Origin of the sequence: Micromonospora profundi (assembly GCF_011927785.1) — a bacterium.
Classification (GTDB): domain Bacteria; phylum Actinomycetota; class Actinomycetes; order Mycobacteriales; family Micromonosporaceae; genus Micromonospora; species Micromonospora profundi.
Window position 1 is genome coordinate 1,010,899 of the sequence record NZ_JAATJK010000001.1, and the last position, 22,085, is coordinate 1,032,983.

The 22,085-nt window shown below is 71.8% G+C and carries 16 protein-coding genes; 10 read left to right on the forward strand and 6 right to left on the reverse strand.

What is annotated here, in order from left to right; all coding sequences use genetic code 11:
* Positions 1 to 36 precede the first annotated feature (36 nt).
* Both F4558_RS04550 and F4558_RS04555 read left to right on the forward strand, forming a co-directional pair.
* Positions 37 to 1,296 carry a DNA polymerase IV gene (locus F4558_RS04550; RefSeq protein ID WP_167943285.1) on the forward strand — a complete coding sequence of 420 codons (1,260 nt, stop codon included), beginning with the start codon at positions 37 to 39 and terminating at the stop codon, positions 1,294 to 1,296.
* Positions 1,297 to 1,412: 116 nt separating this feature from the next.
* Positions 1,413 to 1,811 carry an SCO2097 family morphological protein gene (locus F4558_RS04555; protein WP_053658066.1) on the forward strand — a complete coding sequence of 133 codons (399 nt, stop codon included), beginning with the start codon at positions 1,413 to 1,415 and terminating at the stop codon, positions 1,809 to 1,811.
* A 278-nt stretch (positions 1,812 to 2,089) separates the two neighbouring features.
* Here F4558_RS04555 and F4558_RS04560 read toward each other — a convergent pair whose 3' ends face one another.
* Genes F4558_RS04560 through F4558_RS04570 form a run of 3 tightly spaced genes read right to left on the reverse strand, consistent with a single transcriptional unit; the run spans position 2,090 to position 6,933 of the window.
* Positions 2,090 to 4,564, reverse strand: coding sequence for a transglutaminase TgpA family protein (locus tag F4558_RS04560; protein WP_053658068.1), 2,475 nt, complete (start codon positions 4,562 to 4,564; stop codon positions 2,090 to 2,092).
* Positions 4,565 to 4,580: 16 nt separating this feature from the next.
* On the reverse strand, positions 4,581 to 5,879 hold the full coding sequence (locus F4558_RS04565) for a DUF58 domain-containing protein (RefSeq protein WP_053658071.1): 1,299 nt from the start codon (positions 5,877 to 5,879) through the stop codon (positions 4,581 to 4,583).
* Between the two features lies 1 nt (position 5,880).
* On the reverse strand, positions 5,881 to 6,933 hold the full coding sequence (locus tag F4558_RS04570; protein ID WP_053658073.1) for an AAA family ATPase: 1,053 nt from the start codon (positions 6,931 to 6,933) through the stop codon (positions 5,881 to 5,883).
* A gap of 431 nt (positions 6,934 to 7,364) precedes the next feature.
* Here F4558_RS04570 and leuS point away from each other — a divergent pair, with 431 nt between their 5' ends.
* Positions 7,365 to 10,205, forward strand: a complete 2,841-nt coding sequence (gene leuS, locus F4558_RS04575) for a leucine--tRNA ligase (protein WP_167943286.1) — start codon at positions 7,365 to 7,367, stop codon at positions 10,203 to 10,205.
* A gap of 112 nt (positions 10,206 to 10,317) precedes the next feature.
* On the opposite strand, the gene F4558_RS04580 is transcribed toward leuS, so the two are convergent.
* Genes F4558_RS04580 through F4558_RS04590 form a run of 3 tightly spaced genes read right to left on the reverse strand, consistent with a single transcriptional unit; the run spans position 10,318 to position 12,957 of the window.
* Positions 10,318 to 11,004 (reverse strand): TVP38/TMEM64 family protein, encoded by a 687-nt coding sequence (locus F4558_RS04580; protein WP_167943287.1) that lies wholly within the window; start codon positions 11,002 to 11,004, stop codon positions 10,318 to 10,320.
* Positions 11,001 to 11,720 (reverse strand): type 1 glutamine amidotransferase, encoded by a 720-nt coding sequence (locus F4558_RS04585; protein ID WP_053658079.1) that lies wholly within the window; start codon positions 11,718 to 11,720, stop codon positions 11,001 to 11,003. The genes F4558_RS04580 and F4558_RS04585 overlap by 4 nt, the downstream gene beginning before the upstream one ends.
* Positions 11,710 to 12,957: a MurT ligase domain-containing protein gene (locus tag F4558_RS04590; protein WP_053658081.1), complete on the reverse strand. Its 1,248-nt coding sequence runs from the start codon at positions 12,955 to 12,957 to the stop codon at positions 11,710 to 11,712. Before F4558_RS04590 ends, F4558_RS04585 begins: the two co-directional genes overlap by 11 nt.
* A 355-nt stretch (positions 12,958 to 13,312) precedes the next feature.
* Here F4558_RS04590 and mraZ point away from each other — a divergent pair, with 355 nt between their 5' ends.
* The 7 genes from mraZ (at position 13,313) to mraY (ending at position 21,991) form a co-directional block, all read left to right on the forward strand.
* Complete coding sequence (mraZ, locus tag F4558_RS04595) at positions 13,313 to 13,744, forward strand: division/cell wall cluster transcriptional repressor MraZ (RefSeq protein ID WP_053658083.1); 432 nt, start codon at positions 13,313 to 13,315, stop codon at positions 13,742 to 13,744.
* A 203-nt stretch (positions 13,745 to 13,947) separates the two neighbouring features.
* Positions 13,948 to 14,988 (forward strand): 16S rRNA (cytosine(1402)-N(4))-methyltransferase RsmH, encoded by a 1,041-nt coding sequence (gene rsmH, locus F4558_RS04600; RefSeq protein WP_053658338.1) that lies wholly within the window; start codon positions 13,948 to 13,950, stop codon positions 14,986 to 14,988.
* A 59-nt stretch (positions 14,989 to 15,047) separates the two neighbouring features.
* On the forward strand, positions 15,048 to 15,650 hold the full coding sequence (gene ftsL, locus F4558_RS04605) for a cell division protein FtsL (protein WP_167943288.1): 603 nt from the start codon (positions 15,048 to 15,050) through the stop codon (positions 15,648 to 15,650).
* Positions 15,651 to 15,653: 3 nt separating this feature from the next.
* On the forward strand, positions 15,654 to 17,861 hold the full coding sequence (locus F4558_RS04610) for a penicillin-binding transpeptidase domain-containing protein (RefSeq protein WP_167943289.1): 2,208 nt from the start codon (positions 15,654 to 15,656) through the stop codon (positions 17,859 to 17,861).
* Between the two features lie 52 nt (positions 17,862 to 17,913).
* Positions 17,914 to 19,476: a UDP-N-acetylmuramoyl-L-alanyl-D-glutamate--2,6-diaminopimelate ligase gene (locus F4558_RS04615; protein ID WP_082377589.1), complete on the forward strand. Its 1,563-nt coding sequence runs from the start codon at positions 17,914 to 17,916 to the stop codon at positions 19,474 to 19,476.
* Entirely contained in the window at positions 19,473 to 20,870 is a 1,398-nt protein-coding gene (locus F4558_RS04620; protein ID WP_053658089.1) for a UDP-N-acetylmuramoyl-tripeptide--D-alanyl-D-alanine ligase, read from the forward strand. The genes F4558_RS04615 and F4558_RS04620 overlap by 4 nt, the downstream gene beginning before the upstream one ends.
* Positions 20,867 to 21,991 carry a phospho-N-acetylmuramoyl-pentapeptide-transferase gene (gene mraY / locus F4558_RS04625; RefSeq protein WP_053658091.1) on the forward strand — a complete coding sequence of 375 codons (1,125 nt, stop codon included), beginning with the start codon at positions 20,867 to 20,869 and terminating at the stop codon, positions 21,989 to 21,991. The genes F4558_RS04620 and mraY overlap by 4 nt, the downstream gene beginning before the upstream one ends.
* The last annotated feature ends 94 nt before the right edge of the window (positions 21,992 to 22,085 follow it).

A 22,085-nucleotide genomic window follows, 5' to 3' on the forward strand; every position in this document is an offset into this window, starting at 1 on the left:
GCTGGTGCTGTCGTACCTCCGGGTTAACCTGCCGGGATGGGCCGCAGCCAGTCGTTGCCCCGAGGTGGCGATCCGCGCTTCGGGCCGGACGCCGACGATTCCGACAGCCCGATCCTGCACGTCGACATGGACGCCTTCTTCGCCGCCGTCGAGGTGCGCCGCCGACCCGATCTGCGCGGACGACCGGTGGTGGTCGGCGGCGTCGGGCCGCGCGGCGTGGTCAGCTCGGCCAGCTACGAGGCCCGCCGCTACGGCGTGCGCAGCGCGATGCCGACCAGTCAGGCCCGCGCCCGCTGCCCGCACGCGGTCTACCTGCCTCCGGATTTCAGCGCCTACACGGAAGCCTCCCGCGCGGTCATGCAGATCTTCCGGGACGTCACCCCGCTGGTCGAGCCGCTCTCCCTCGACGAGGCGTTCCTCGACGTGACAGGGGCCCGCCGCCTGTTCGGCTCCCCGGCGACGATCGCCCGGCTGATCCGCCGCCGGGTCGCCGAGGAGCAGGCGCTGACCTGCTCGGTGGGGGTGGCGCCCACCAAGTTCGTGGCCAAGCTGGGCTCCACCCGGGCCAAACCCGACGGCATGCTGGTCGTGCCGCCCGGGCAGGTCCTCGAATTTCTGCACCCGCTGCCCGTCGACGCGCTGTGGGGAGTGGGGGAGCGGGCCGCCGAGACGCTGCGCCGCCTCGGCCTGGCCACCGTCGGCGACCTCGCCGAGGCCCCGGTGGGCATGCTCCGCCGGGCGGTGGGCGCCGCATCGGCCGCGCACCTGCACGAGCTGGCGTGGGGGCGTGACCCGCGACGGGTCAGCCCCGAGCAGGTCGACAAGTCGATCGGCGCCGAGGTCACCTTCGACGCCGACGTGGCCGACCCGCTGGAGATCCGCCGTGCCCTGCTGGCGCTCAGCGCGAAGGTCGGCGTCCGGTTGCGCGGCTCCGGTCAGGTGGGGCGCACCGTGTCGCTCAAGGTGCGGTTGGCCGACTTCCGCACCGTCAGTCGATCCCGCACCCTCGGCACTGCCACCGACACCGCCCGTGAGATGTTCGACACCGTTTGGGCTCTCTACACCGCGTTGGACCCTGGCGAGCGGATTCGCCTCGTCGGTGTCCGGGTGGAAGGGCTCTCCTCGGCGCAGGGCGCGCCCCGGCAGCTCACCCTCGGCGCGCCCGAGCGCGGTTGGCGGGAGGCGGAAGCTGCCGCCGACGCCGCCGCTGCCCGTTTCGGGCGGTCCGTCATAGGTCCGGCCAGTCTGTTAGGCGACCCTGACGCTCGGCAAAAGGAAAATCCCACCCACCCGTAGGTCGTCCCGCTTTCCGACGCGCGACCCCCCTCGTAGACTTGCGGGTAAGCAGCCGGATGGCTGCCACGGTCTGTCGGCCCGAGTGGGTCCGACCAACGTGACCGGGGAGGAGTGCCGTGCCGCTCTCGGAGCACGAGCAGCGGCTGTTCGAGCAGATCGAGCGGTCGCTTGCCGAGGACCCCAAATTCGCCTCGGCCGTGCGCGCCAGCGATCCGCGCTTCCACGCGCGGCGTCGCCTGCTCGTCGCTGCTGGCGTGATCATCGCTGGCTTGGCTCTACTGGTCTATGGCGCGGTGATCAAGACTCCACCGCTGGCGGTGGCGGGCTTTGTCGTCATGCTGGCGTCGGCCGCGTTCGCGGTGCAGTCGCACCGTAAGGCGCAGTCACCTGACCTGCACGTGGTGGGCGGCACGACGAGTCGTCGTCGTCCCCGCGGTGGCCGATCAGGTCGGCGGCCGTCGCTTCTGGACCGGATGGAAGACAGGTGGCGGCAGCGCCCGGAGGGCCACCGCTGAACCCGTCCCGCCGCTGAGGCGGGCCGCACACCGCGACGAGCGGGTCGCCGGAAACAGCTCCGGCGACCGCCGTCGTATCGGCGTGTCCTCCGCCGGGCCTGTCGTTGTGGCTGACGACCATGCGCTGATGCGATCAGCGGACGCGCGCCCCCTGCACGACCGAGCACCAACCGAACGTAGGCCGCACGGCCGCTTGAGTTCAACGGGCCGCGCGGCCGGCCGAACTCCAACGGGCCGCGCGGCCGCTCGACTTCAGCGGGCCGCGCGGCCGGTCGGGCTCAGCGGGCCGCGCGGTCTGCCAGAATCCGACGCGGGCTCCAGCGCAGGAGCCGATAGCGGGCCCGCCCGGTCAGCGCCACCAGACGCCCCGAAGTGTCCGCCATGCCGACCCGCCAGCGCAGCAGCACCGACGGCGGCAGTACGGCGGCCAGCAGACGGGTCCGCCGGTCCGCCCGGGTGGCAAGCGCACCGCGCACCGCGCGCAGCGCCGGCAGCAACGGCTCACCGGTCAGCGGGTCCCGCGCGTACCGGGCCCGCTCCTCCGCCCGGCCGAGCAGCCGTGCCGCCCCGACCGCCGCCGAGTCGTCGGTGAGAGTGTCCCGGATCAGCCGGTCCGCTGTTGCCCGAGGTGTCTCGGTGCGGTCGACAAGGACCTTGAAGTCGACCATCGTGTCGAGCAGTTCCGCCCAGGCGGCGTGCGCGTCCGCGCGGGCACGGTTGGCATCCGGGCCGACCACCACCACAGGTGCCCCGTCGGCCGGCTGGACCTCGCCGCTGGTGGTGGCGGTCACCGCTGCGCCGGCCCGGGCACCCCGCCGCCGGCGCAACGCCATCCGGCGCAGAGCCGGCACCGCCAGCAGCGCCATCAGGGCCAGCAGACCGGCAGCCCACCACGGCCACACCGGTGCCTGCTCGGCCGGCTCCTCACCGGCGAGGGAGAGCCCGGAGTCGGTGTCCCGGTCGGCGTTGTCCGGGCCGGCCGGGCCGGCGGACGGGTCAGCGTCGGTCGGGGTGTCAGTGGCACCGCTCTGCGGCGCGGACGGCTCCGGCGCGTCCGTGTCCGGAGCCCAGGCCGAACGGGTCGAGCCCGGTACGCCGTACGCCGGAGTGGCGTCGAACGGCACCCAGCCGATCCCGCCGAAGTAGACCTCGGTCCAGGCGTGCAGGTTGAGGTTGGTCAGCGTGTACGTTTCGCCGTCGCGCTTGCTGCCATTGGTGAACCCGAACGCCACCCGTGCCGGGATTCCCGCCGAGCGGACCAGCCAGGCCATGGCCGCCGCGTACTGCTGGCAGTAACCGACCTTGTTGGTCAGGAAGTCGACGATGTCCTGGCCGCTGCTGCCGCTCTCGGTGCTGAGCCGGTAGCTGAACCCGTTGTCCGACGAGAAGTGCTGGTAGATCGACAGCACCCGGTCGTAGTCGGTGCGCTTGCCCTGGATCAGCCCCTTGACCAGCTCCTCCACCTCGGGCACCGGCCCGGGGGTGGCGGTGAGCTGGCGGCGTACCGGGTGGTCGGCCGCCAACGGCTGGGCCGCCCGCAGCGCGGCAGGCGTGTACGTCGAACGGATGTAGTCGAAGGAGTACTTGCGGCCCCGGGAGTTTTCCCGGTTGGAGAAGACGACCTGCTGGTTGGGGTCGTAGAGCCAGTTGCTGTTGAGGTCCTCGGTGCGTACCGGCTCGGCGTACACCGGCATGAGCGACATGTTGAGGCTCTTGGTGACCTCGACGGTCGCCCGGTAGCTGGTCTGCTGCACCCCTCGGCCGGCCCGCTCGGTCGGATCCGGCAGGTCCCGGTTGGCCGGCCGGCCACTCGGATTACGAGCCTGGAAACCAGTGGGGCGCAGCTCGTCGGCTACCGCGTAGCGCAGGTAGAACGGGTTGGGCTCGGAGGTGGTCACCTTGACCAGGTCTGCCACCTCGGACTGGTTGAGCTGACCGGCGAGCGAGGCGAACAGGTCGATCCGACCCGTCGACCCTCCCGATCCCGCGCGGCCGTTGCCCGAGCCGTTGCCCGAGCCACCGAGGCTGTCGAGCAGCCCGCCGGTCATGCCGGGCACCGCAAGTGGCAGCGCCACCGCCACCACCACCCCGACCACGGCGAGCCGGCGGCCGGCAGAGGCCAGCGGCGACGCCTCCCACACGTCGACGTCGCGGCCGTCGCCGGTGAACCGGCGGCCGAACCGCCGGACCCGGTCGACGTTGTCGCTGACCAGCAGCCACAGGTATCCGGCGGCGCCGATCACGAACGGCAGCGCGGGGACGCTGTCCACGTAGACGGCGACCGGCACCGAGTAGATGGCGAGCATCGGCAGCCCTGCCAGCGCCGGCCGGCGCATACCCACGGCCAGCACGTCCACCAGCACGGCCACCCCGCCGACACCGAGCACTGTGATGAACAGCAGCGGGTCCGTGTCCGGAACTTCGACGCCGTACGAGCGCATGTCCTGCATGGAGCCGCCGAGCAGGTCGGCGAAGTGCCCGAACGTGGTCGGCGTGGGCAGGACGGCGAACAGTTCGCCACCGCTGGGGAACAGCCAGGTCAGCGCGAGCGTCAGCGCGGCCAGCATGCCGAGCACCTGACCCCAGAGAGGTGCCCGGACCAGCCGGGTCAGGGCGGCGACCCCGGCCACCACGGCGACCGCGATGGCCGACTGGATCAGCCACGTCCAGCTCTGGAAGATGGCCGACAGCGGCGCGGCGGCGAGCAGCGTGGCAGCGGCCGCCACCGCACCGATGTTCCGACTGGCGATCATGAGGGGGACCTTCCGTTCATCGCACGCCGCCGGCGACCGTCTCGGCCAGCGCGGCGCGCAGAGCGAAGCCCTGGGAACCCCGGCCCGCCTGCGGCCAGAGCGCCGGCAGCCGGCCACCGTGGTCGACGCCGACCACCCGCCAACCGCTCTGCACCATGGCGAGCACGGCGGCGCCGTGCGCGTGCTCCGCCTCGGCGCGGGCCTTCTCCGGCAGGCTGAGCCACCCGGAGCTGTTCAACAGGAACCCGACGCACGTCGCGCCGTTGCCGCGCAGCCCGGCCAGCAACTCGGCCTCGGCCACGCTCACCGCGCCGAACAGCCCGATGATCAGACCGCCGTCGGCACGCTGCCGTACCCGCTGCACGAGGCCCGCCAGCTCGGCCCGCTGGTCCAGCCGGACCTCCGCGAGATGATCGAGCAGCACACCGTCGCCGCCGCCCTCCGAGGCGTCCACGTCCACCCCCGAGCCGGTGACCAGGCGCAGCTTGTAGCCGGACTGGCGCAGGTGCACGGCGATGCTCGCGGCCGCGGAGACCGCCCACTCGAAACTCGCCGTCGGCCCGTCACCCCGGTGGCCGTACGCGCGGGTGTCCAGGACGACAGTGGCCCGGCTCTCCCACGGCTGCTCCTCGCGGCGCACCATCAGCTCACCGGTGCGCGCTGTCGACTTCCAGTGCACCCGGCGCAGGTCGTCGCCGCGCCGGTACTCCCGGGTCGCCGCGTCGTCCTCGCCGTGCACCGCCACCGACCGGGCCCGGCTGTCGCCGCTGCCCGCGTACTCCCCGGGGAGCCGGACCGACGGCAGGGGAGTGACCTGCGGGATGACCGTCAGGTGGTCGGTGCTGGGGAAGGCCCGGGTCAGCTCGCACAGACCGAACGGGTCGGTCATCCGGACCACAAGCGGGCCCACGTCGTAGCGGCCACGCACGTCGGCGCGCACCGTGTACGCGACGGAGCTGGCCTGGTGGGCGCCGAGCCGCTCCAGCACGACCCGTGGCCGGCTGCCCAGCGCGTAGGGCAGCCGGTCCTCCAGCAGCAGCGTGCCGGTGGGCAGACGGGACAGGTTCTGCAGGCGCAGCACCACCCGCGAGTTCGCCCCGACCGGAACCCGGTGCGGGTCCAGCGACCGGTTGCAGGCCAACTTGTAGCGGCTGCGCCCCACGTAGGCGGCGGCAAGCAGCGGAAGGATGGCCAGCAGTACGGCCACCCGGAGCAGGTCCTTCTCGCCCAGGATGAAGGCCGAGATGGCCGCCGCCGCCGCGGCGGCCAGGAACGAGCGCCCGCGGGTGGTCAGACCGCGCAGCCCGGCACGCACGTCACGGCCTCCGCGGCTCGTAGGGGGCGCGACCGTTGCCGGTGGCGGGCCGGGTGTCGTACGGGTTGCGCTGCCGGTCGTGCGGCAGCGGCAGCCGGTGCACCAGCTCCGAGACGATCGCGTCGGTGGTACGCCGGGCGAGCTGCGCGTCGGCCGTCGGGATGATGCGGTGGGCCAGCACCGGCACCGCCAGGGCCTGCAGGTCGTCGGGGAGGACGTAGTCGCGGCCCTCCAGGGCGGCGACCGCCCGGGCGGTACGCAGCAGCTGCAGGGTCGCCCGGGGGGACGCGCCGAGGCGCAGGTCGGGGGCCTCGCGGGTGGCGGTCACCAGGTCGATCGCGTACTGCTTGACCGCGTCCGCGACGTGCACCTGCCGGACGGTGGAGATGAGCTGCCGGACGATGTTGGCGTCGGAGACCGGGCGCAATTCGTGCAGCGGGTCGGTGGCACCGTGCCCGTCGAGCATGGCCAGCTCGGCGCTGACGTCCGGGTAGCCCATCGCGATCCGGGCGGTGAACCGGTCCCGCTGCGCCTCGGGCAGCGGGTACGTCCCCTCCATCTCGATCGGGTTCTGGGTGGCGATGACCATGAACGGGGTCTGCAGCTGGTAGGTCACGCCGTCGACGGTGACCTGGCGTTCCTCCATGCACTCGAGCAACGCCGACTGGGTCTTCGGCGACGCCCGGTTGATCTCGTCGCCAACGACGAGGTTGGCGAAGACGGCACCCGGACGGAACTCGAAGTCGTGCGTCTCCTGGTTGTAGACGCTGACGCCGGTGACATCGCTGGGCAGAAGGTCGGGGGTGAACTGGATGCGCCGCACCGTGCAGTCGATGGACCGAGCGAGGGCCTTGGCCAGCTTGGTCTTGCCGACGCCGGGAACGTCTTCGATGAGGAGGTGTCCTTCGGCGAGGAGGACGGCAAGGGCAAGCCGCACGGTGGCGGTCTTGCCCTCGATGACCTGCTCGATGTTGGCCACAATGGCCTCGCTGGCGGCGCGGAACTCGTCGTGCGGCAGTAGGCCGCCAACCTCGTCCCAGGTCTGTTGTGTCACGGGCCTCCTCCTCGTCGCCGTCACGGCAGCTCTGTTGAGAGCACCTGGACCCGCCGTTGGGTTCGCGACGCCGAGCCTCGTTTGCCGCAGGAATCTCACTGGCCTCTCAGGCTAACCATGTTTGTCGTTATCGCCGACCCCCGCAGGTAGTCGGTCGGTTACGTACGGATATTCGCCGAGTCGGGGGATCGGATCCGGCCGGTGCGGGGTCCGGTCTGTCCGCCTCGGGACAGGGGTACACTGCCGGACATGGCCGGAGTCTTCCTGCTTCTTACCGGGCCGTGCTGATGCGCTGATCGCGCGACAGCACGGCGGCCCCTCCTGCGCGAGGGGCTTTTTCGTGCCCGCCGCCGGCTCGCCGCCGGTGGCGCCGAGAGGACCGGCCCGGCCCGGCGGTGCCGAGACGAAGCGAAGTGAAGCGAGGAGAGACGATGAGTGAGGCAGCCGCACCGGCGGACGACATCCCCCCGTTCCGGTACACAGCGGCCCTGGCCGACGAGATCGAAGTCCGTTGGCAGGACACCTGGGCGCGCGAGGGCACCTTCCACGCGCCAAACCCGAGCGGCCCACTGGCCGACCCGGGTCACCCGCGAGCCGGCGCGGAGAAGCTGTACGTGCTGGACATGTTCCCGTACCCGTCGGGTGCCGGCCTGCACGTGGGCCACCCGCTGGGCTACATCGGCACCGACTGCTACGCCCGCTACCAGCGGATGGCCGGGCGCAACGTGCTGCACGCGATGGGCTTCGACGCGTTCGGCCTGCCCGCCGAGCAGTACGCGGTGCAGACCGGAACCCACCCGCGGACCACTACCGAGCAGAACATCGAGCGGTACAAGGTGCAGCTGCGTCGGCTGGGTCTGGCGCACGACGAGCGGCGTTCGGTGGCGACGATCGACACCGACTTCTACCGCTGGACGCAGTGGATCTTCCTGCAGATCTTCAACTCCTGGTACGACCGCGACGCCGCGAAGGCCCGGCCCATCGCCGAGCTGATCGCCGAGTTCGAAGGCGGCAACCGGCCCACCTCGGACGGCCGCCCCTGGGCGGAGCTGAGCGTCGCCGAGCGCCGCCAGGTCGTCGACGACCATCGGCTGGCGTACGTCTCGGAGGCGCCGGTGAACTGGTGCCCCGGGCTGGGCACCGTGCTGGCCAACGAGGAGGTCACCGCCGACGGCCGCTCCGACCGGGGCAACTTCCCGGTCTTCAAGCGCAGCCTGAAGCAGTGGAAGATGCGGATCACCGCGTACGGTGACCGGCTGCTGGACGACCTGGACAGCCTGGACTGGCCCGAGCCGATCAAGCTGATGCAGCGCAACTGGATCGGTCGCTCCACGGGCGCGCACATCGACTTCCCGACCGCGCAGGCGCCGGTGCGGGTGTTCACCACCCGACCGGACACCATCTTCGGTGCCACCTACATGGTGCTGGCGCCCGAGCACGAGCTGGTCGACGCGCTGGTGCCGGCCGTCTGGCCGCAGGGCACCAGGGACGCCTGGACCGGCGGGCACGCCAACCCCCGGGCCGCCGTCGAGGCGTACCGCAAGGACGCCGCCGCCAAGACCGACGTCGAGCGGCAGTCCGACTCCAAGGAGAAGACGGGCGTCTTCATCGGCGCGTACGCCACCAACCCGGTCACCGGCGGGCAGATCCCGATCTTCATCGCCGACTACGTGCTGGCGGGCTACGGCACCGGTGCGATCATGGCGGTGCCCGCGCAGGACGAGCGGGACTGGGCGTTCGCCGAGGTCTTCGAGCTGCCCATCGTCCGTACCGTGCAGCCGTCGGAGGGCTTCGACGGCAAGGCGTACACAGGTGACGGCCCGGCCATCAACAGCGCCGCGCCCGAGCGCGGCCTGGACCTGAACGGCCTGGGGGTCGCCGACGCCAAGGCGGCGACCATCGCCTGGCTGGAGGCCAACGGCCACGGTACGGGCGCGGTGACCTACCGGCTGCGGGACTGGCTGTTCTCCCGGCAGCGCTACTGGGGTGAGCCGTTCCCGATCGTCTACGACGAGACCGGCGCCGCGATCGCCCTGCCGGAGGAGATGCTGCCCGTCGAGCTGCCGGAGGTGGAGGACTTCTCCCCGAAGACGTTCGACCCGGACGACGCGGCCTCCAACCCGGAGACCCCGCTGTCGCGTCGCCGCGACTGGGTCGAGGTGGAGCTGGACCTGGGCGACGGCCCGAAGCGCTACACCCGCGAGACCAACGTGATGCCGCAGTGGGCCGGCTCCTGCTGGTACGAGCTGCGCTACCTGGACCCGACCAACTCCGAGCGTTTCGTCGACGTGGAGAACGAGCGGTACTGGATGGGCCCGCGCGGCGAGGGCGACTGCGGGGGCACCGACCTGTACGTCGGCGGCGCCGAGCACGCCGTGCTGCACCTGCTGTACGCGCGGTTCTGGCACAAGGTGCTGTTCGACCTGGGGCACGTGTCGTCGTTCGAGCCGTTCCGCAAGCTGTTCAACCAGGGCATGATCCAGGCGTACGCGTACACCGACTCGCGCGGCAGTTACGTGCAGGCCGAGGACGTCGTCGAGCGCGACGGCGCGTACTACCTGGACGACCTGGTGGTCAATCGCGAGTACGGCAAGATGGGCAAGTCCCTGAAGAACGTGGTGACCCCCGACGACATGTGCGCCGCGTACGGCGCCGACACCTTCCGGGTGTACGAGATGTCGATGGGCCCGCTGGAGGTGTCCCGCCCCTGGGAGACCCGGGCAGTGGTCGGCTCGTACCGGTTCCTGCAGCGCGTCTGGCGGGCGATCGTCGACGAGCAGACCGGCGCGGTGCGGGTCACCGACGACCCGGCCGACGAGGCGACCCGCCGACTGCTGCACAAGGTGATCGACGGGGTCCGTGGCGACATGGACGGCATCCGGTTCAACACGGCTATCGCGAAGCTGATCCAGCTGACCAACGGGCTGACCGGGCTGTCGGCGACGCCCCGTGAGGTGGCCGAGCCGCTGGTGCTGATGCTGGCGCCGTTCGCCCCGCACGTGGCCGAGGAACTGTGGCGCAAGCTGGGCCACGACACCTCGCTGACGTACGCGGACTTCCCGACCGCCGACCCGGCACTGCTGGTGGCCGACACCGTCACGTATCCGGTGCAGGTCAACGGCAAGGTCCGGGGCCGCATCGAGGTCCCGGCCGACTCGCCCGAGGAGGCCGTACGCGCGGCAGCGCTGGAAGCGGTGGCGTCCTCCCTGGCCGGCAAGGAACCTCGCAAGGTCATCGTGGTCCCGGGCCGAATGGTCTCCGTGGTCGCCTGACGCCAGCGTCACCTCCGCCGAGGCGGGTGGTCGAGACGAGCGTGATGACTCACAGGTATATATATACCTGTGAGTCATCACGCTCACTGGTGTGTGCGGTGCCGTACGCCGGTCAGCCGGTCGGACCTGGGGCACCCCGTCGTTGGGCGCGCCACCACTGGTGGACAAGCACGAGGCTGGCGATCAGGCCGAGGCTCGCCGGGGCGGCGGCGTACCAGTTGATCTGGCCTGGGGTGCTGACGGCCGCGCCGATCGCTGCGTACCCGAAGGCGGTGGGCGCGGACGCGATCACGCTGCCGGTCAGGAACGGCGCCAGCCGGGCGGCGGTGGTGCCGTAGCCGTAGCTGACCAGCCCGAAGCCGGCGACCGGCAGCAGCCGGACGGTGACCACCCCGAACACACTCTGCCGCGCGAACCACCTGTCGAGGCGGGCCAGTCTGCCGCGGACCCGCTCGGCGACGAACTCCCGACCGAGCAGCCGGCCGACCGTGAACCCGATGGCCGCCGCCACCAGAGCGGCGCCCAGGGCGTAGGCGGCACCTTCGAGAGGGCCGAAGATCGCGCCGGCGGCCAGCGTGACGAAGGTCCGGGGGACCAGCGCGACCAGCAGCAGCGCCCCGCCGACGATCGCCGCCACGGGGGCTAGGTCACCGAGCTGGTCGGCAAGCCGGGGAAGCTCCGCCAGATCGGGTCGGGGCACCAGGAGCAGCAGCAGTCCGCAGGTGGCGATCAGCAGTACGAGCAGGGCGAACCGGGCGGCCGACGGCTGCCGGAGCAGCCGTCGGACAGCACGGATCATGCCCGGGCGGCGGCCACTGCGGTGCGACGCTCCGCGCGGAGCCGGTCCGACCAGGTGTCGTCCAGCGGCGGGAGCTGGTGCGCCCCGGTGGCCCAGCGCAGCAGCAGGTCGGCCAGGGCCGGGTTGCGGGCCAGCGCGGGGCCGTGCGAGTACGTGCCGAGCAGCTTGCCGCGCCAGGCGCCCTCGGTGGTGCCGTCGTTGCCGACGCCGGCGCTGACCCGGGCCAGTGGGGAGACCTCCGGGCCGAGGTGGGTGCGGCCACCGTGGTTCTCGAAACCGGTCAACGCGGGCAGGCCCAGGCGAGGGTCGATCTCACCGGCCAGCTCGCCGACGGCCCGGCTGGGGCCACGGTCGGACTGCAGGTCCAGCAACTCCAGGCCACGGCACTGCACGCCCTTCGCGAAGAACGACGTGCCGAGCAACTGGTAGCCGGCGCAGACGCCGAACACCACGGCGCCCTGGGCGACCGCCCGGTGCAGGCCGCCGTCGGCGATCAGCCGCTGCGCACCCAGCGCCTGCGGGCCGTCCTCACCGCCGCCGACCAGATAGATGTCGGCGGTCGCGGGCAACTGCTGGTCGGAGCGGACCTCCAGCACCTCGACCGGCATGCCGCGCTGGCGGGCCCGCCGGGCCAGGATCAGCGCGTTGCCCCGATCGCCGTAGGTGGAGAGCAGGTCGGGGTAGATCCAGACGATGCGCAGGCTCTCAGTTGACACGGTCCAACTCCGCTCGGATGTCCTGGAACGCGGTGTAGTTCGCGATGACCTCCAGCCGCCCGGGCGGGACCGACCGGATCGCGTCGCTGAAGGTACGCACATGCTGGAACGGCACGTCGTTGACGTCCAACCGGACCGCCAGGTCGTACGCCCGGTCGCCGGTGATCAACACCTGCCGCCCGCGCAGCGGGGCGAAGTCGACGTCGAAGAGCCAGGAGGTGTCCAGCCCGTCGGGGTCGCGCGCGTTGATGGAGAGCAGCGTCGGCGCCTCGTCGGCCATGTCGAACGCCTCCAGCCAACTGGCCGGGTTCTTGGCCAGCAGCAGCCGGATGTTGCGCCCGTCCTTCTCTACCTGGGCGTAACGGCCGGCCACCGACGTGACGATGCCGAGGCGGGACACCGCGTCGACGGGGCGTACGCCGAATTCGGCTGCCACGGCCAGCGCGGTCGCCGCGTTGCCGAGGTTGACCTTGCCGGGTAGCTGGAGGGAGACCTTGTGCCAGGCGCCGGTGGGGTCGAGCACGCCCTCGTCCTCGACGACCCACTGCGGCTCCGGTCGGCGCAGCGCGCAGCCGGTGCACCACCACTGGTCACCGGAGCGCTGGATCGTGGAACCGCACTCGGGGCAGACCCAGGAGTCGTCGTGCCAGCGTTGGCCGGCGCTGAACCAGGTCACGTGCGGCGGGTTGATGCCGCTGGCCGGGTCGGCGGGCGGGGTGGCTGCCCACACCACCATCGGGTCGTCGGCGTTGGCCACCACCCGTACGTTCGTGTGCCGGACCAGCGCCGCACGCCAGAGCTGCGCCATCATGGCGACCTCCTTGGCGCGGTCGAGCTGGTCGCGGGAGAGGTTCAGCAGCGCGACCACGTGCGGCTCTGTCGACTCCAGCACCTGGGCGAGGTAGTGCTCGTCGACCTCCAGCACCGCGTACGGGGTGCTGCCGGCCTTCGCCAACGCCGAGGTGTGCCCGGTGGGCATGTTCGCGCCGAAGGAGTTGGTGGCGACACGCCCGAGCACGCCGACGGCGGCGGCGGTCAGCCGGGTGGTGGTTGTCTTGCCGTTGGTGCCGGAGACGAGCGCGATGGCGCGTCCGGCCGACAGGTGCGCCAGTAGATCCGGGTCGATCTTCAGCCCGATCCACCCGCCGATCACCGAACCGTCGCCACGTCCGGCCGCCCGGGAGAGCGCTGCGGCGGTCCGTGACACGGAGCTGGCCACCTTCGCCCGTAGGGGCATTTTCGCGTCCGTCACGCGAGCGAGGTTACCGGACCGGTGACCCCGCCAGATCGCCGCCGACGCCGAACCGTTCGGCCGTGGTGGGTGTGTGGGCGGCCGGGTCGACCTCCACCGGACGGAGTCGATCTATGTCGGAAAGCGGACCGCGCCCGGTGGGCCCTCCAGCCCTCCACTCCGCTCCACCCCGCGTGACGTGCTGTTTTACCCGGGGATCGGCCACGCCACGCGGGCGATTCTGGTTGCAGGTGGAGGGAAGTGGAGTAGAGTGGGGCCCAATGGTGAGGCCGGGAGGGCTCACCGGCCCGGGGGGTCAGCGGCGCCGCGAACGCCGCTTCAGGGCGAGGGGGTTGGGCCGATGTTCCTCGGCACCCATACTCCGCGCCTGGACGACAAAGGCCGGTTGATCCTTCCGGCGAAGTTCCGGGATGAGCTGGCGGGGGGTGTCGTGGTCACCAAAGGGCAGGATCGCTGTCTCTATGTCTTTCCGACACCTGAGTTCCAGCGCATCGCGGAGCAGTTGCGCGCGCAGCCGATGACACACAAGGCGGCCCGGGCCTACAGCCGGGTCTTCTTCGCCAGCGCGCACGACGAGGTGCCGGACAAGCAGGGCCGGGTAACCATCCCCGCCCACCTGCGGGAGTACGCCGCGCTCGACCGGGACCTTGTGGTGATCGGCGCGAGCACGCGGGTGGAGATCTGGGACAAGGGCGCCTGGGAGACCTACCTCGCCGAGAGCGAAGACGACTTCGCCGACATCGAGGAGGGGGTGCTGCCCGGCGGACTGTAGGGCGGAACGGCGCCCGACGTACTGCGAGATCTCCAGCCGCTTTCGAGTTCCTGGCATCCCTTCCCCGGTGCCAGGCGCACGATCCAGTCATCGGGTGGTCCGGTGGCCGGCGGGAGCGGATGGGGATCTGGCGGTACGACGGCAGCGCCGTCGCCACGACAGACGCAGGAGAAGAACGGACGTTTCAACCAGTGGGGGTCAACATGGGGGAGCTACGCGGCACGCACGTGCCGGTGCTGCTTGAGCGGTGCCTCGAGCTGCTGGCCCCCGCGCTGGGTCGAGGCGGCCGGACGATCCACGTCGACGCGACGCTCGGCCTGGCCGGGCATGCGGAGGCGGTGCTGGAGGCGCACCCGGAGACGGTCCTGATCGGGCTCGACCGGGACACCGAGGCGCTCGCTCACGCGCGGGTCCGGCTGGCGCGTTTCGCCGACCGGGTGCACCTGGAGCACGCCGTCTACGACGAGTTGCCGGACGTGCTGGCCCGGCTGGGTTATCCGGGCATCGACGGAATCCTGTTCGACCTGGGTGTCTCGTCGTTGCAGTTGGACGCGCCCGACCGCGGGTTCGCCTACGCGCAGGACGCCCCGCTTGACATGCGGATGGACCAGACGCGGGGGGTGACCGCCGAGGAGGTGGTCAACACCTACGGCCATCCGGATCTGGCCCGTGTGCTGCGGGTCTACGGCGAAGAGAAGTTCGCCGGCCGGATCGCTTCGGCGATCATCCGGGAGCGGGAACGTGCCCGGATCACCTCGTCGGCGCGGCTGGCGGAGCTGGTTCGGGATTCCATTCCGGCACCAGCGCGACGAACGGGTGGACACCCGGCAAAGAGAACGTTTCAGGCTTTGCGGATCGAGGTAAACAGAGAGCTGGCAGCGCTGGAGACAGCGCTGCCGTCCGCGCTCGACGCTCTGACCGTGGGCGGTCGCATGGTGGTCCTGTCCTACCACTCGCTGGAGGACCGGCTCACCAAGGCGGCGCTCGCGGAACGGGTCCGTAGCAAGGGCCCGATCGACCTCCCGGTCGAGCTTCCCGGGTCAGGTCCGACGTTCCGGCTGCTCAGCCGGGGCGCGGAGCTTCCCGGGGAGGCGGAGGTCGCTGCGAACCCGCGTGCCGCCTCGGTGCGGCTACGGGCAGCGGAACGACTCGATCCGAACGCGACAGAGCAGGGGCGGACCGACCGCGAACGGTCCCGCCGACGGGTGAAGGGGATGCACCAACCGGGGACGGGGTCTGCGTGATCCGTGGGGGGTCCGCAGACGTCGACCCACAGAGGGACGGACGTTGAGGGGGAGGGGACATGAGCATTGACAAGCGCGACCGCCGGGGCGTAACCGGCGGCGGGCAGCGCGCACCGCGGTCGGGGGGCCGGACCGCGGCGGAGCGAGCCACGCGCGTGGAGAACGGTACGCCACGCATCGATCGAGTCAACCGGCAGGGGGAGGCTCGCGCCCGGGGGGCGCGCGAGTTCCCCACCCAGGGCAGCGCCGCGCTGCGACCGGCCGAGAAGGCCACCGCCGCGCCCACCGCCCGCCCGCCCCGGCTGCGGGTGGCACCGCCGCCGCCGGTGTCGGTGCCGCGTGCGCCGTTCGCGGCGCTGATCGTGGTGCTGGTCGTCGGCGGGGTGCTGGGCATCCTGGCGGTCAACACCAAGATCAATGAGAACGCGTTCCGGCTGGAGAAGCTGCAGCAGCAGCAGGCCCGGCTGGACCTGGAGAAGCAGCAGTTGGACAAGCAGATCGCCGAGGCGAAGGCACCCGGCAACCTGACCGCCGAGGCGCGGCGGCTGGGCCTGGTGGACGTCGAGCCGGCGTACATCCGGTTGCCGGACGGAAAGTCCATCGGCGTGCCGAAGCCGGCGACCGGTGAGCCGTCGGTGACCAGTCAGGGTGCGGGAGGCTGACCGGTGCCGCCAAGGTCGGACGAGCCGCGCCGGGATCCCAAGGGAGCCCGGCGCGGCTCTTCGCGTGACGCCAACCCCGCCGACGGGGAGCCTCGGCCCGACGAGCCGGGCATCGGAGGCATCTCCGGCGCGCGGGCGTACACCCCGAGGGGTCGGACGGTCCGCGAGGAGCGCGGCACGCCAGCGCGCAGCGGGGGCGCCGAGCAGCGACGTACCCCGCGGAGCACCAGGTCCGGCGACCCGTTCCGCCCCGCGTTGCAGGTGCTCGACGGCGGTCGCGCCGCCGCCCGGTCCGGCCGGCGCGACGCCCCGGCCGCCGGACGTGGCGGCGTGGTGCGCACCGTCGCGCCGCGTACCCCGCGACGCCCGGCCGGCGACGAGCCGCCGCCGCGTCGCCGGACCACGCCGAGGACGCCCGGCCGCACCGACCGCCCGGCGGCCCGGCGGCCGTCACGCAAGCCGCCGCGCCCGCCGAAGCTCGCCGACCCGCGCCTGCGGCTGCGGCTGGGCACAGTGCTCACCCTGGCGCTGTTCGTCACCATCGGGATCCGGCTGATCTTCCTACAGGCGGTCGACGCCCCGGCGTACGCCGGGGCGGGCGTCGCCGACCGGACCCGCACCGTGGAACTGCCAGCGCCGCGCGGGGCGATCTACGACCGCACCGGCGAGCCGCTCGCCCACAGCGTCGAGGCGCGGTACGTCTTCGCCGACCCGGTCGAGATCAAGGACGGGCCCGCCACGGCGAAGGCGCTCTCCCCGCTGCTCGGCATCCCGGCCTCCAAGCTCACCACGCTCATGAAGCCCCGCAAGCTGGAGAACGGCAACCCGTCCCGGTTCGAGTACCTGGCGCGCGGTGTGGAGATCCCGACAGCCAAGCAGGTGCTGGCGCTGGAACTGCCCGGCATCGGGGTGCACCGCGACGAGCGCCGCGAGGTCCCCGGCGGTGACCTGGCGGCCAACCTCATCGGTTTCACAAGCCAGGACATGGTCGGGTTGGAAGGGCTGGAGGCCCGCTACGACGAGCAGCTCGCCGGTCAGGACGGCAAACGGGTGTACGAGGCAGGCCGCAGCGACCTGGCCGCGCCGATCCCCGGCGGCTACAGCAAGACCACTCCGGCCAATCCGGGCAGCTCGTTGTGCCTGACCATCGACCGGGACCTCCAGTTCAAGACGCAACAGATCCTCAGTGCGGGGATGGCCCAGCAGCGTGGTGGCACCGCCGCGGCGGTGATCATCGACGTGCCCACCGGTGAGGTGCTGGCCCAGGCGAGTCATCCCACGTACGACGCGAAGAAGCCCGCGGACAGCGACCCGGTCGCCCGGGAGGACGCCGCGACGAGTTTCGTGGTGGATCCCGGCTCGGTGCACAAGGCGATCACCTTCGGTGCGGCGCTCCAGGAGGGGGTGATCACCCCGGACACGACGCTGCCCATCGCCAACAGCATCAAGAAGGGCGACACCTGGTTCTCCGACACCCACCGGGCCAACGGCCGGAAGATGAGCATTCCGGGGATGCTCGCCTACTCGTCGAACGTCGGCACCATCACCATCGCCGACCGGCTCGGGCCGGACCGGCTGATCGACTACCAGAAGCGGTTCGGGCTGGGTCAGCCCACCCGAGAGGGTCTTCCCGGCGAGGCCAGCGGGCGGCTGCTGCCCGCCGACGAGTGGAGCGAATCGTCGCGCGGGTCGGTGCCGATCGGGCACAGCGTCGACGCGACGCCACTGCAGATGGCCGCCGCGTACGCCGCCATCGCCAACGACGGCACGTACGTGCAGCCGCACCTGGTGAAGGAGACCATCGACCCGGACGGCAAGCGCACCCCCGGACCCACCCCGGTGACCCGTTCGGTGCTCAGCCCGCAGAACGCGGCGGCCCTGCGCACCATGCTGGAGGCGGTCACCACCGTCGACGGCGCCACCGGTGTCACAGCCGCCGTCCCCGGCTACCGGGTGGCCGGCAAGACCGGCACCGGCTGGCGGCTCGTGGACGGCAAGAAGCAGCCCGGCGAGGTGTCCTCCTTCATCGGCATGGCGCCCGCCGAGAAGCCGCGGTACGTGATCGCCGTCTTCGTGTACGCGCCCTCCGGTGGGGGCGCGGCGATCGCCGGACCGGCCTTCCGGGACATGATGCAGTTCACGCTGCGTCACAACCGGATTCCGCCTTCGGCAAGTGGTTCGGCACCCAAGTTCGTGGTCTATCCGCGCTGAGCAGCAATGGCGGGACATCATCGGTGAGTGCCGACGAACCACCGGGGCGGCTGTGCGGCCGGAACCGGACGACCGGGTAGGGTCTGACGCCGTGCCCGGCAATCCACGTCCACGTACCGTGACCGGCCTACGGCTCGGTGATCTCGCCGCCCGGATCGCTGTCGACCTTCCGGCGGACGCCGCCGACGTGGTCGTCACCGGGGCGACCCACGCCAGCCAGGAGGTCCGCCCCGGCGACCTGTACGCGGCCCTGCCCGGTGCCCGCCGGCACGGCGCGGAGTTCGCCGCCGGGGCGGCCGAGGCGGGTGCCGTGGCCCTGCTGACCGACCCGGCCGGTGCCGAGTTGGCAGCGGGGGCCGGCCTGCCCACGCTCGTGGTCGCGGACCCGCGAGCGGTGCTCGGCGAGCTGGCGTCGGCCGTCTACGGCGATCCGACGGCCGCGCTCACAGTGATCGGCGTGACCGGCACGGCGGGCAAGACCTCCACCGCGTATCTGATCGAGTCGGGGTTGCGGGCGGCCGGGCACACCACCGGGCTGATCGGCACCGTGGAGACCCGACTCGGCGACCTGGTGATCGACAGCGTGCGCACCACGCCCGAGGCGACGGACCTGCACGCCATGCTTGCCACCGCCCGCGAGCGCGGGGTGACAGCCGTCGTCATGGAGGTCTCCAGCCACGCGCTGGCGATGGGCCGGGTGGGCGGGGTCCGGTTCACCGTCGGTGGCTACACCAACTTCGGCTCCGACCACCTGGACTTCCACGCCGACACGGCCGACTACTTCGCGGCAAAGGCGCAGCTCTTCGACGGTCGGTGCGCGGTCGAGGTGCTCAACCACGACGACGCGGCGCTCAAGCCGCTCTACAAGCCGGCGACGGTCAGCTATTCGGCGGCCGGCGACCAGGACGCCACCTGGTGGGCCGACAGTGTGGGCGGCGAGGGGTACGCGCAGCGGTTCACCGCGCACGGCCCGGACGGCGTGGCGCTGGCCGCCGGAGTGGCGCTGCCCGGCCGGCACAACATCGCCAACGCGCTGCTGGCCATCGCCGCGCTCGTGGGCGCGGGGGTGGACCCGAATACCGCGGCGACCGGCGTGGCCGCCTGCGGTGGCGTACCCGGTCGACTGCAACTGGTGGACGTCGCCGGGCCTGTGCGCGGGGTCGTCGACTACGCGCACAAGGCCGACGCGATAGTGGCGGCGCTGGCGGCGCTGCGCGAGCTGAGCGCCGGCCGGTTGATCTGTGTGATCGGTGCCGGCGGAGACCGGGACAGGGGCAAGCGGCCGGTGATGGGCGCCGCCGCGGCGGAGGGGGCCGACGTGGTGCTGGTGACCGACGACAATCCGCGTACCGAGGATCCGGCGGAGATCCGCGCCGAGGTGCTCGCCGGGGCGTACGCGGCAGGCACGCCCGCCCGGATCATCGAGGTGGCAGGTCGCCGGGCCGCTATCGACGAGGCGGTCCGGCTCGCCGAGCCGGGCGACGTCATCGCGCTGCTCGGCAAGGGCCACGAGCGGGGCCAGGAGGTTGCCGGCGAGGTGTTCCCGTTCGACGACAGCGTCGAGTTGGCCGGCGCGCTGCGGGCACGGTTCGGCGACACGGCGGGTCAGCGATGATCGCCCTGAGCCTGGCCGAGGTGGCCGAGGCGGTGCAGGGGCGGCTCGTGGCCGCCGACCCGACCGCCACAGTCACCGGCCCTGTCGAGTTCGACTCGCGCAAGGTGGGGGCCGGATCGCTCTTCGTGGCGTTCCCCGGTGAGAAGGTCGACGGGCACGACTACGCCGACACGGCGATGGCGGCGGGCGCGGTGGCGGTGCTCGGCACCCGCGAGGTGCCCGGCGTGCCGATGGTGCTTGTCGACGACGCGCTCGCCGCGATGGGCCGGCTGGCCCGTGCCGCTGTCGACCGGCTGCCCGAGCTGACAGTGATCGGCGTGACCGGCTCGTCGGGCAAGACCACCACGAAGGACCTGATCGGGCAGCTCGCCACCCGGCTCGGGGCCACTGTGGCGCCGCCCGGCTCGTTCAACAACGAGCTTGGGCACCCGTACACGGCCTTGCAGGCCGACCCGGGCACCCGCTACCTGGTGATGGAGAAGGGCGCCCGTGGGATCGGGCACGTGCGCTACCTGTGCGAGCTGGTGCCGCCCCGGATCTCGGTGGTGCTCAACGTCGGGACGTCGCACATCGGCGAGTTCGGCTCCCAGGACGCAATCGCGCAGGCCAAGGGCGAACTGGTCGAGGCGCTGCCGCCCGACGGGCTGGCCGTCCTCAACGCCGACGACCCACGGGTGTCCGCCATGGCGAGCCGCACCCGGGCACGGGTGGTGCGTTACGGCGAGGCGGCGGACGCCGACGTACGGGCCGAGGACGTCACGCTCGACGAGCGCGGGCACCCGTCGTACACCCTTGTGACGTCGGAGGGGCGCGCGCCGGTACGGCTCGGGTTGACCGGCCGCCACCAGGTCGGCAACACCCTCGCCGCCGCAGCGGTCGCCCGGGAGTTGGGCATGCCGCTCGCCGAGCTGGCCACGGCGCTCGGCGAGCTGGTGTTGGTCTCGACCCGGCGGATGGACGTCTTCGACAGGCCCGACGGGGTCACTGTCATCGACGACTCGTACAACGCCAACCCGGCCTCGATGGCTGTCGCGCTGCGGGCGCTTGCCAGCCTCGGCGAGGGGCGGCGTACCGTCGCGGTGCTCGGTTACATGGCCGAGCTGGGCCCGTTCGAGCGCGACGGCCACCTTGAGGTCGGCCGACTCGCGGCCGAGTTGGGCGTCAACCGGCTGCTCGTGGTGGGTGAGCCGGCCGCGCCGATCCACGAAGGCGCGACAGCGGTAGCAAACTGGGGAGGAGAGTCGGTGCTGCTCACCGATCAGGCGGCGGCCGTCGAGGTGCTGCGGAGCGAGTTACGGCCGGGCGATGTCGTCCTGGTCAAGGGCTCCCGGTATCGGACCTGGGAGGTGGTCGACGCGCTGCGCGCCGACGCCGCCGGGGAATCCACCCGATGAGGGCGGTCATCGTCGCCATCGGGGTGGCCTTCCTCGTCTCGCTCTTCTGCACCCCGATCGCCATCAAGGTGTTCACCCGGCTCAAGGCCGGTCAGCCGATCCGCTCCGACGGCCCGGCCATGCACCAGGGCAAGAAGGGCACGCCCACGATGGGCGGCGTGGTCTTCATCCTGGCCACTGTCATCGCGTACGTGGCCGGACACCTGGCCCTGACGACCCTGCCGGACGCGCAGATCGCCCAGGTCGAGCCGACGATCACCGCGCTGGTGCTGCTGGGCTTGATGGTGTTCTCCGGCGCGGTCGGCTTCCTCGACGACTTCCTCAAGGTGCGCAAGCGCAACAGCGCCGGGCTGAACAAGCGTGGCAAGCTGCTCGGCCAGATCCTGGTCGGCGCGGTGTTCGGCGTGGTGGCGCTGTACTTCCCGAGCACCATGACGGACGCCTCGGGCGCGGTGACGAACACCGAGACGGTCGGCAGCACCACGCTGAGCTTCATCCGGGACATCGACGCCCTGGAGGTCAGCAAGGTCGGCGCGGTGATCATCTTCATCTTCGTGGTGATGGGCGCGACGAATGGCGTGAACCTCACCGACGGCCTGGACGGTCTGGCCACCGGCGCCTCGGTGATGGTCCTGGCCGCGTACGCGCTCATCGCGTTCTGGCAGTACCGGCACTGGTGCGCCGACCCGAGCTACACCCAGTCGTACTGCTACGCCGTGCGGGACCCGCTGGAGATCGCGCTGATAGCCGGGGCCGCGGCCGGGGCCTGTGTGGGCTTCCTGTGGTGGAACACGTCCCCGGCGCGGATCTTCATGGGTGACACCGGCGCGCTGGGCCTGGGCGGCCTGATCGCCGGCATGGCGATGTCCACCCGGACCATCCTGCTGCTGCCGATCATCGGTGGCCTCTTCGTGATCATCACGATGTCCGTGGTGATCCAGATCATCTCGTTCCGCACCACTGGCAAACGTGTCTTCCGGATGTCGCCGCTGCAGCACCACTTCGAGCTGGCCGGCTGGAGCGAGGTCAACATCGTGGTCCGGTTCTGGATCATCGCCGGCATCGGCGTGGCCATAGCCCTGGGCCTGTTCTACAGCGAGTTCCTCGCGAACATGACGTAACCCCACCCCACCCGCCCCGCGATCTTGCACTTTCGGACCGTGGAATGTCCCGGTCTGCGGCTTCCGTCCGGGCCGAAAGTGCAAGATCGCGTGG

Excerpts from the sequence above, each read along its gene's own strand:
- mraY (WP_053658091.1), top strand. The coding sequence starts at position 20,867 with ATGAGGGCGGTCATCGTCGCCATCGGGGTGGCCTTCCTCGTCTCGCTC.
- rsmH (WP_053658338.1), top strand. The coding sequence starts at position 13,948 with ATGGGGGAGCTACGCGGCACGCACGTGCCGGTGCTGCTTGAGCGGTGC.
- ftsL (WP_167943288.1), top strand. The coding sequence starts at position 15,048 with ATGAGCATTGACAAGCGCGACCGCCGGGGCGTAACCGGCGGCGGGCAG.
- F4558_RS04560 (WP_053658068.1), bottom strand. The coding sequence starts at position 4,564 with ATGATCGCCAGTCGGAACATCGGTGCGGTGGCGGCCGCTGCCACGCTG.
- F4558_RS04620 (WP_053658089.1), top strand. The coding sequence starts at position 19,473 with ATGATCGCCCTGAGCCTGGCCGAGGTGGCCGAGGCGGTGCAGGGGCGG.
- F4558_RS04580 (WP_167943287.1), bottom strand. The coding sequence starts at position 11,004 with ATGATCCGTGCTGTCCGACGGCTGCTCCGGCAGCCGTCGGCCGCCCGG.
- F4558_RS04590 (WP_053658081.1), bottom strand. The coding sequence starts at position 12,957 with ATGCCCCTACGGGCGAAGGTGGCCAGCTCCGTGTCACGGACCGCCGCA.
- leuS (WP_167943286.1), top strand. The coding sequence starts at position 7,365 with ATGAGTGAGGCAGCCGCACCGGCGGACGACATCCCCCCGTTCCGGTAC.
- F4558_RS04550 (WP_167943285.1), top strand. The coding sequence starts at position 37 with ATGGGCCGCAGCCAGTCGTTGCCCCGAGGTGGCGATCCGCGCTTCGGG.
- mraZ (WP_053658083.1), top strand. The coding sequence starts at position 13,313 with ATGTTCCTCGGCACCCATACTCCGCGCCTGGACGACAAAGGCCGGTTG.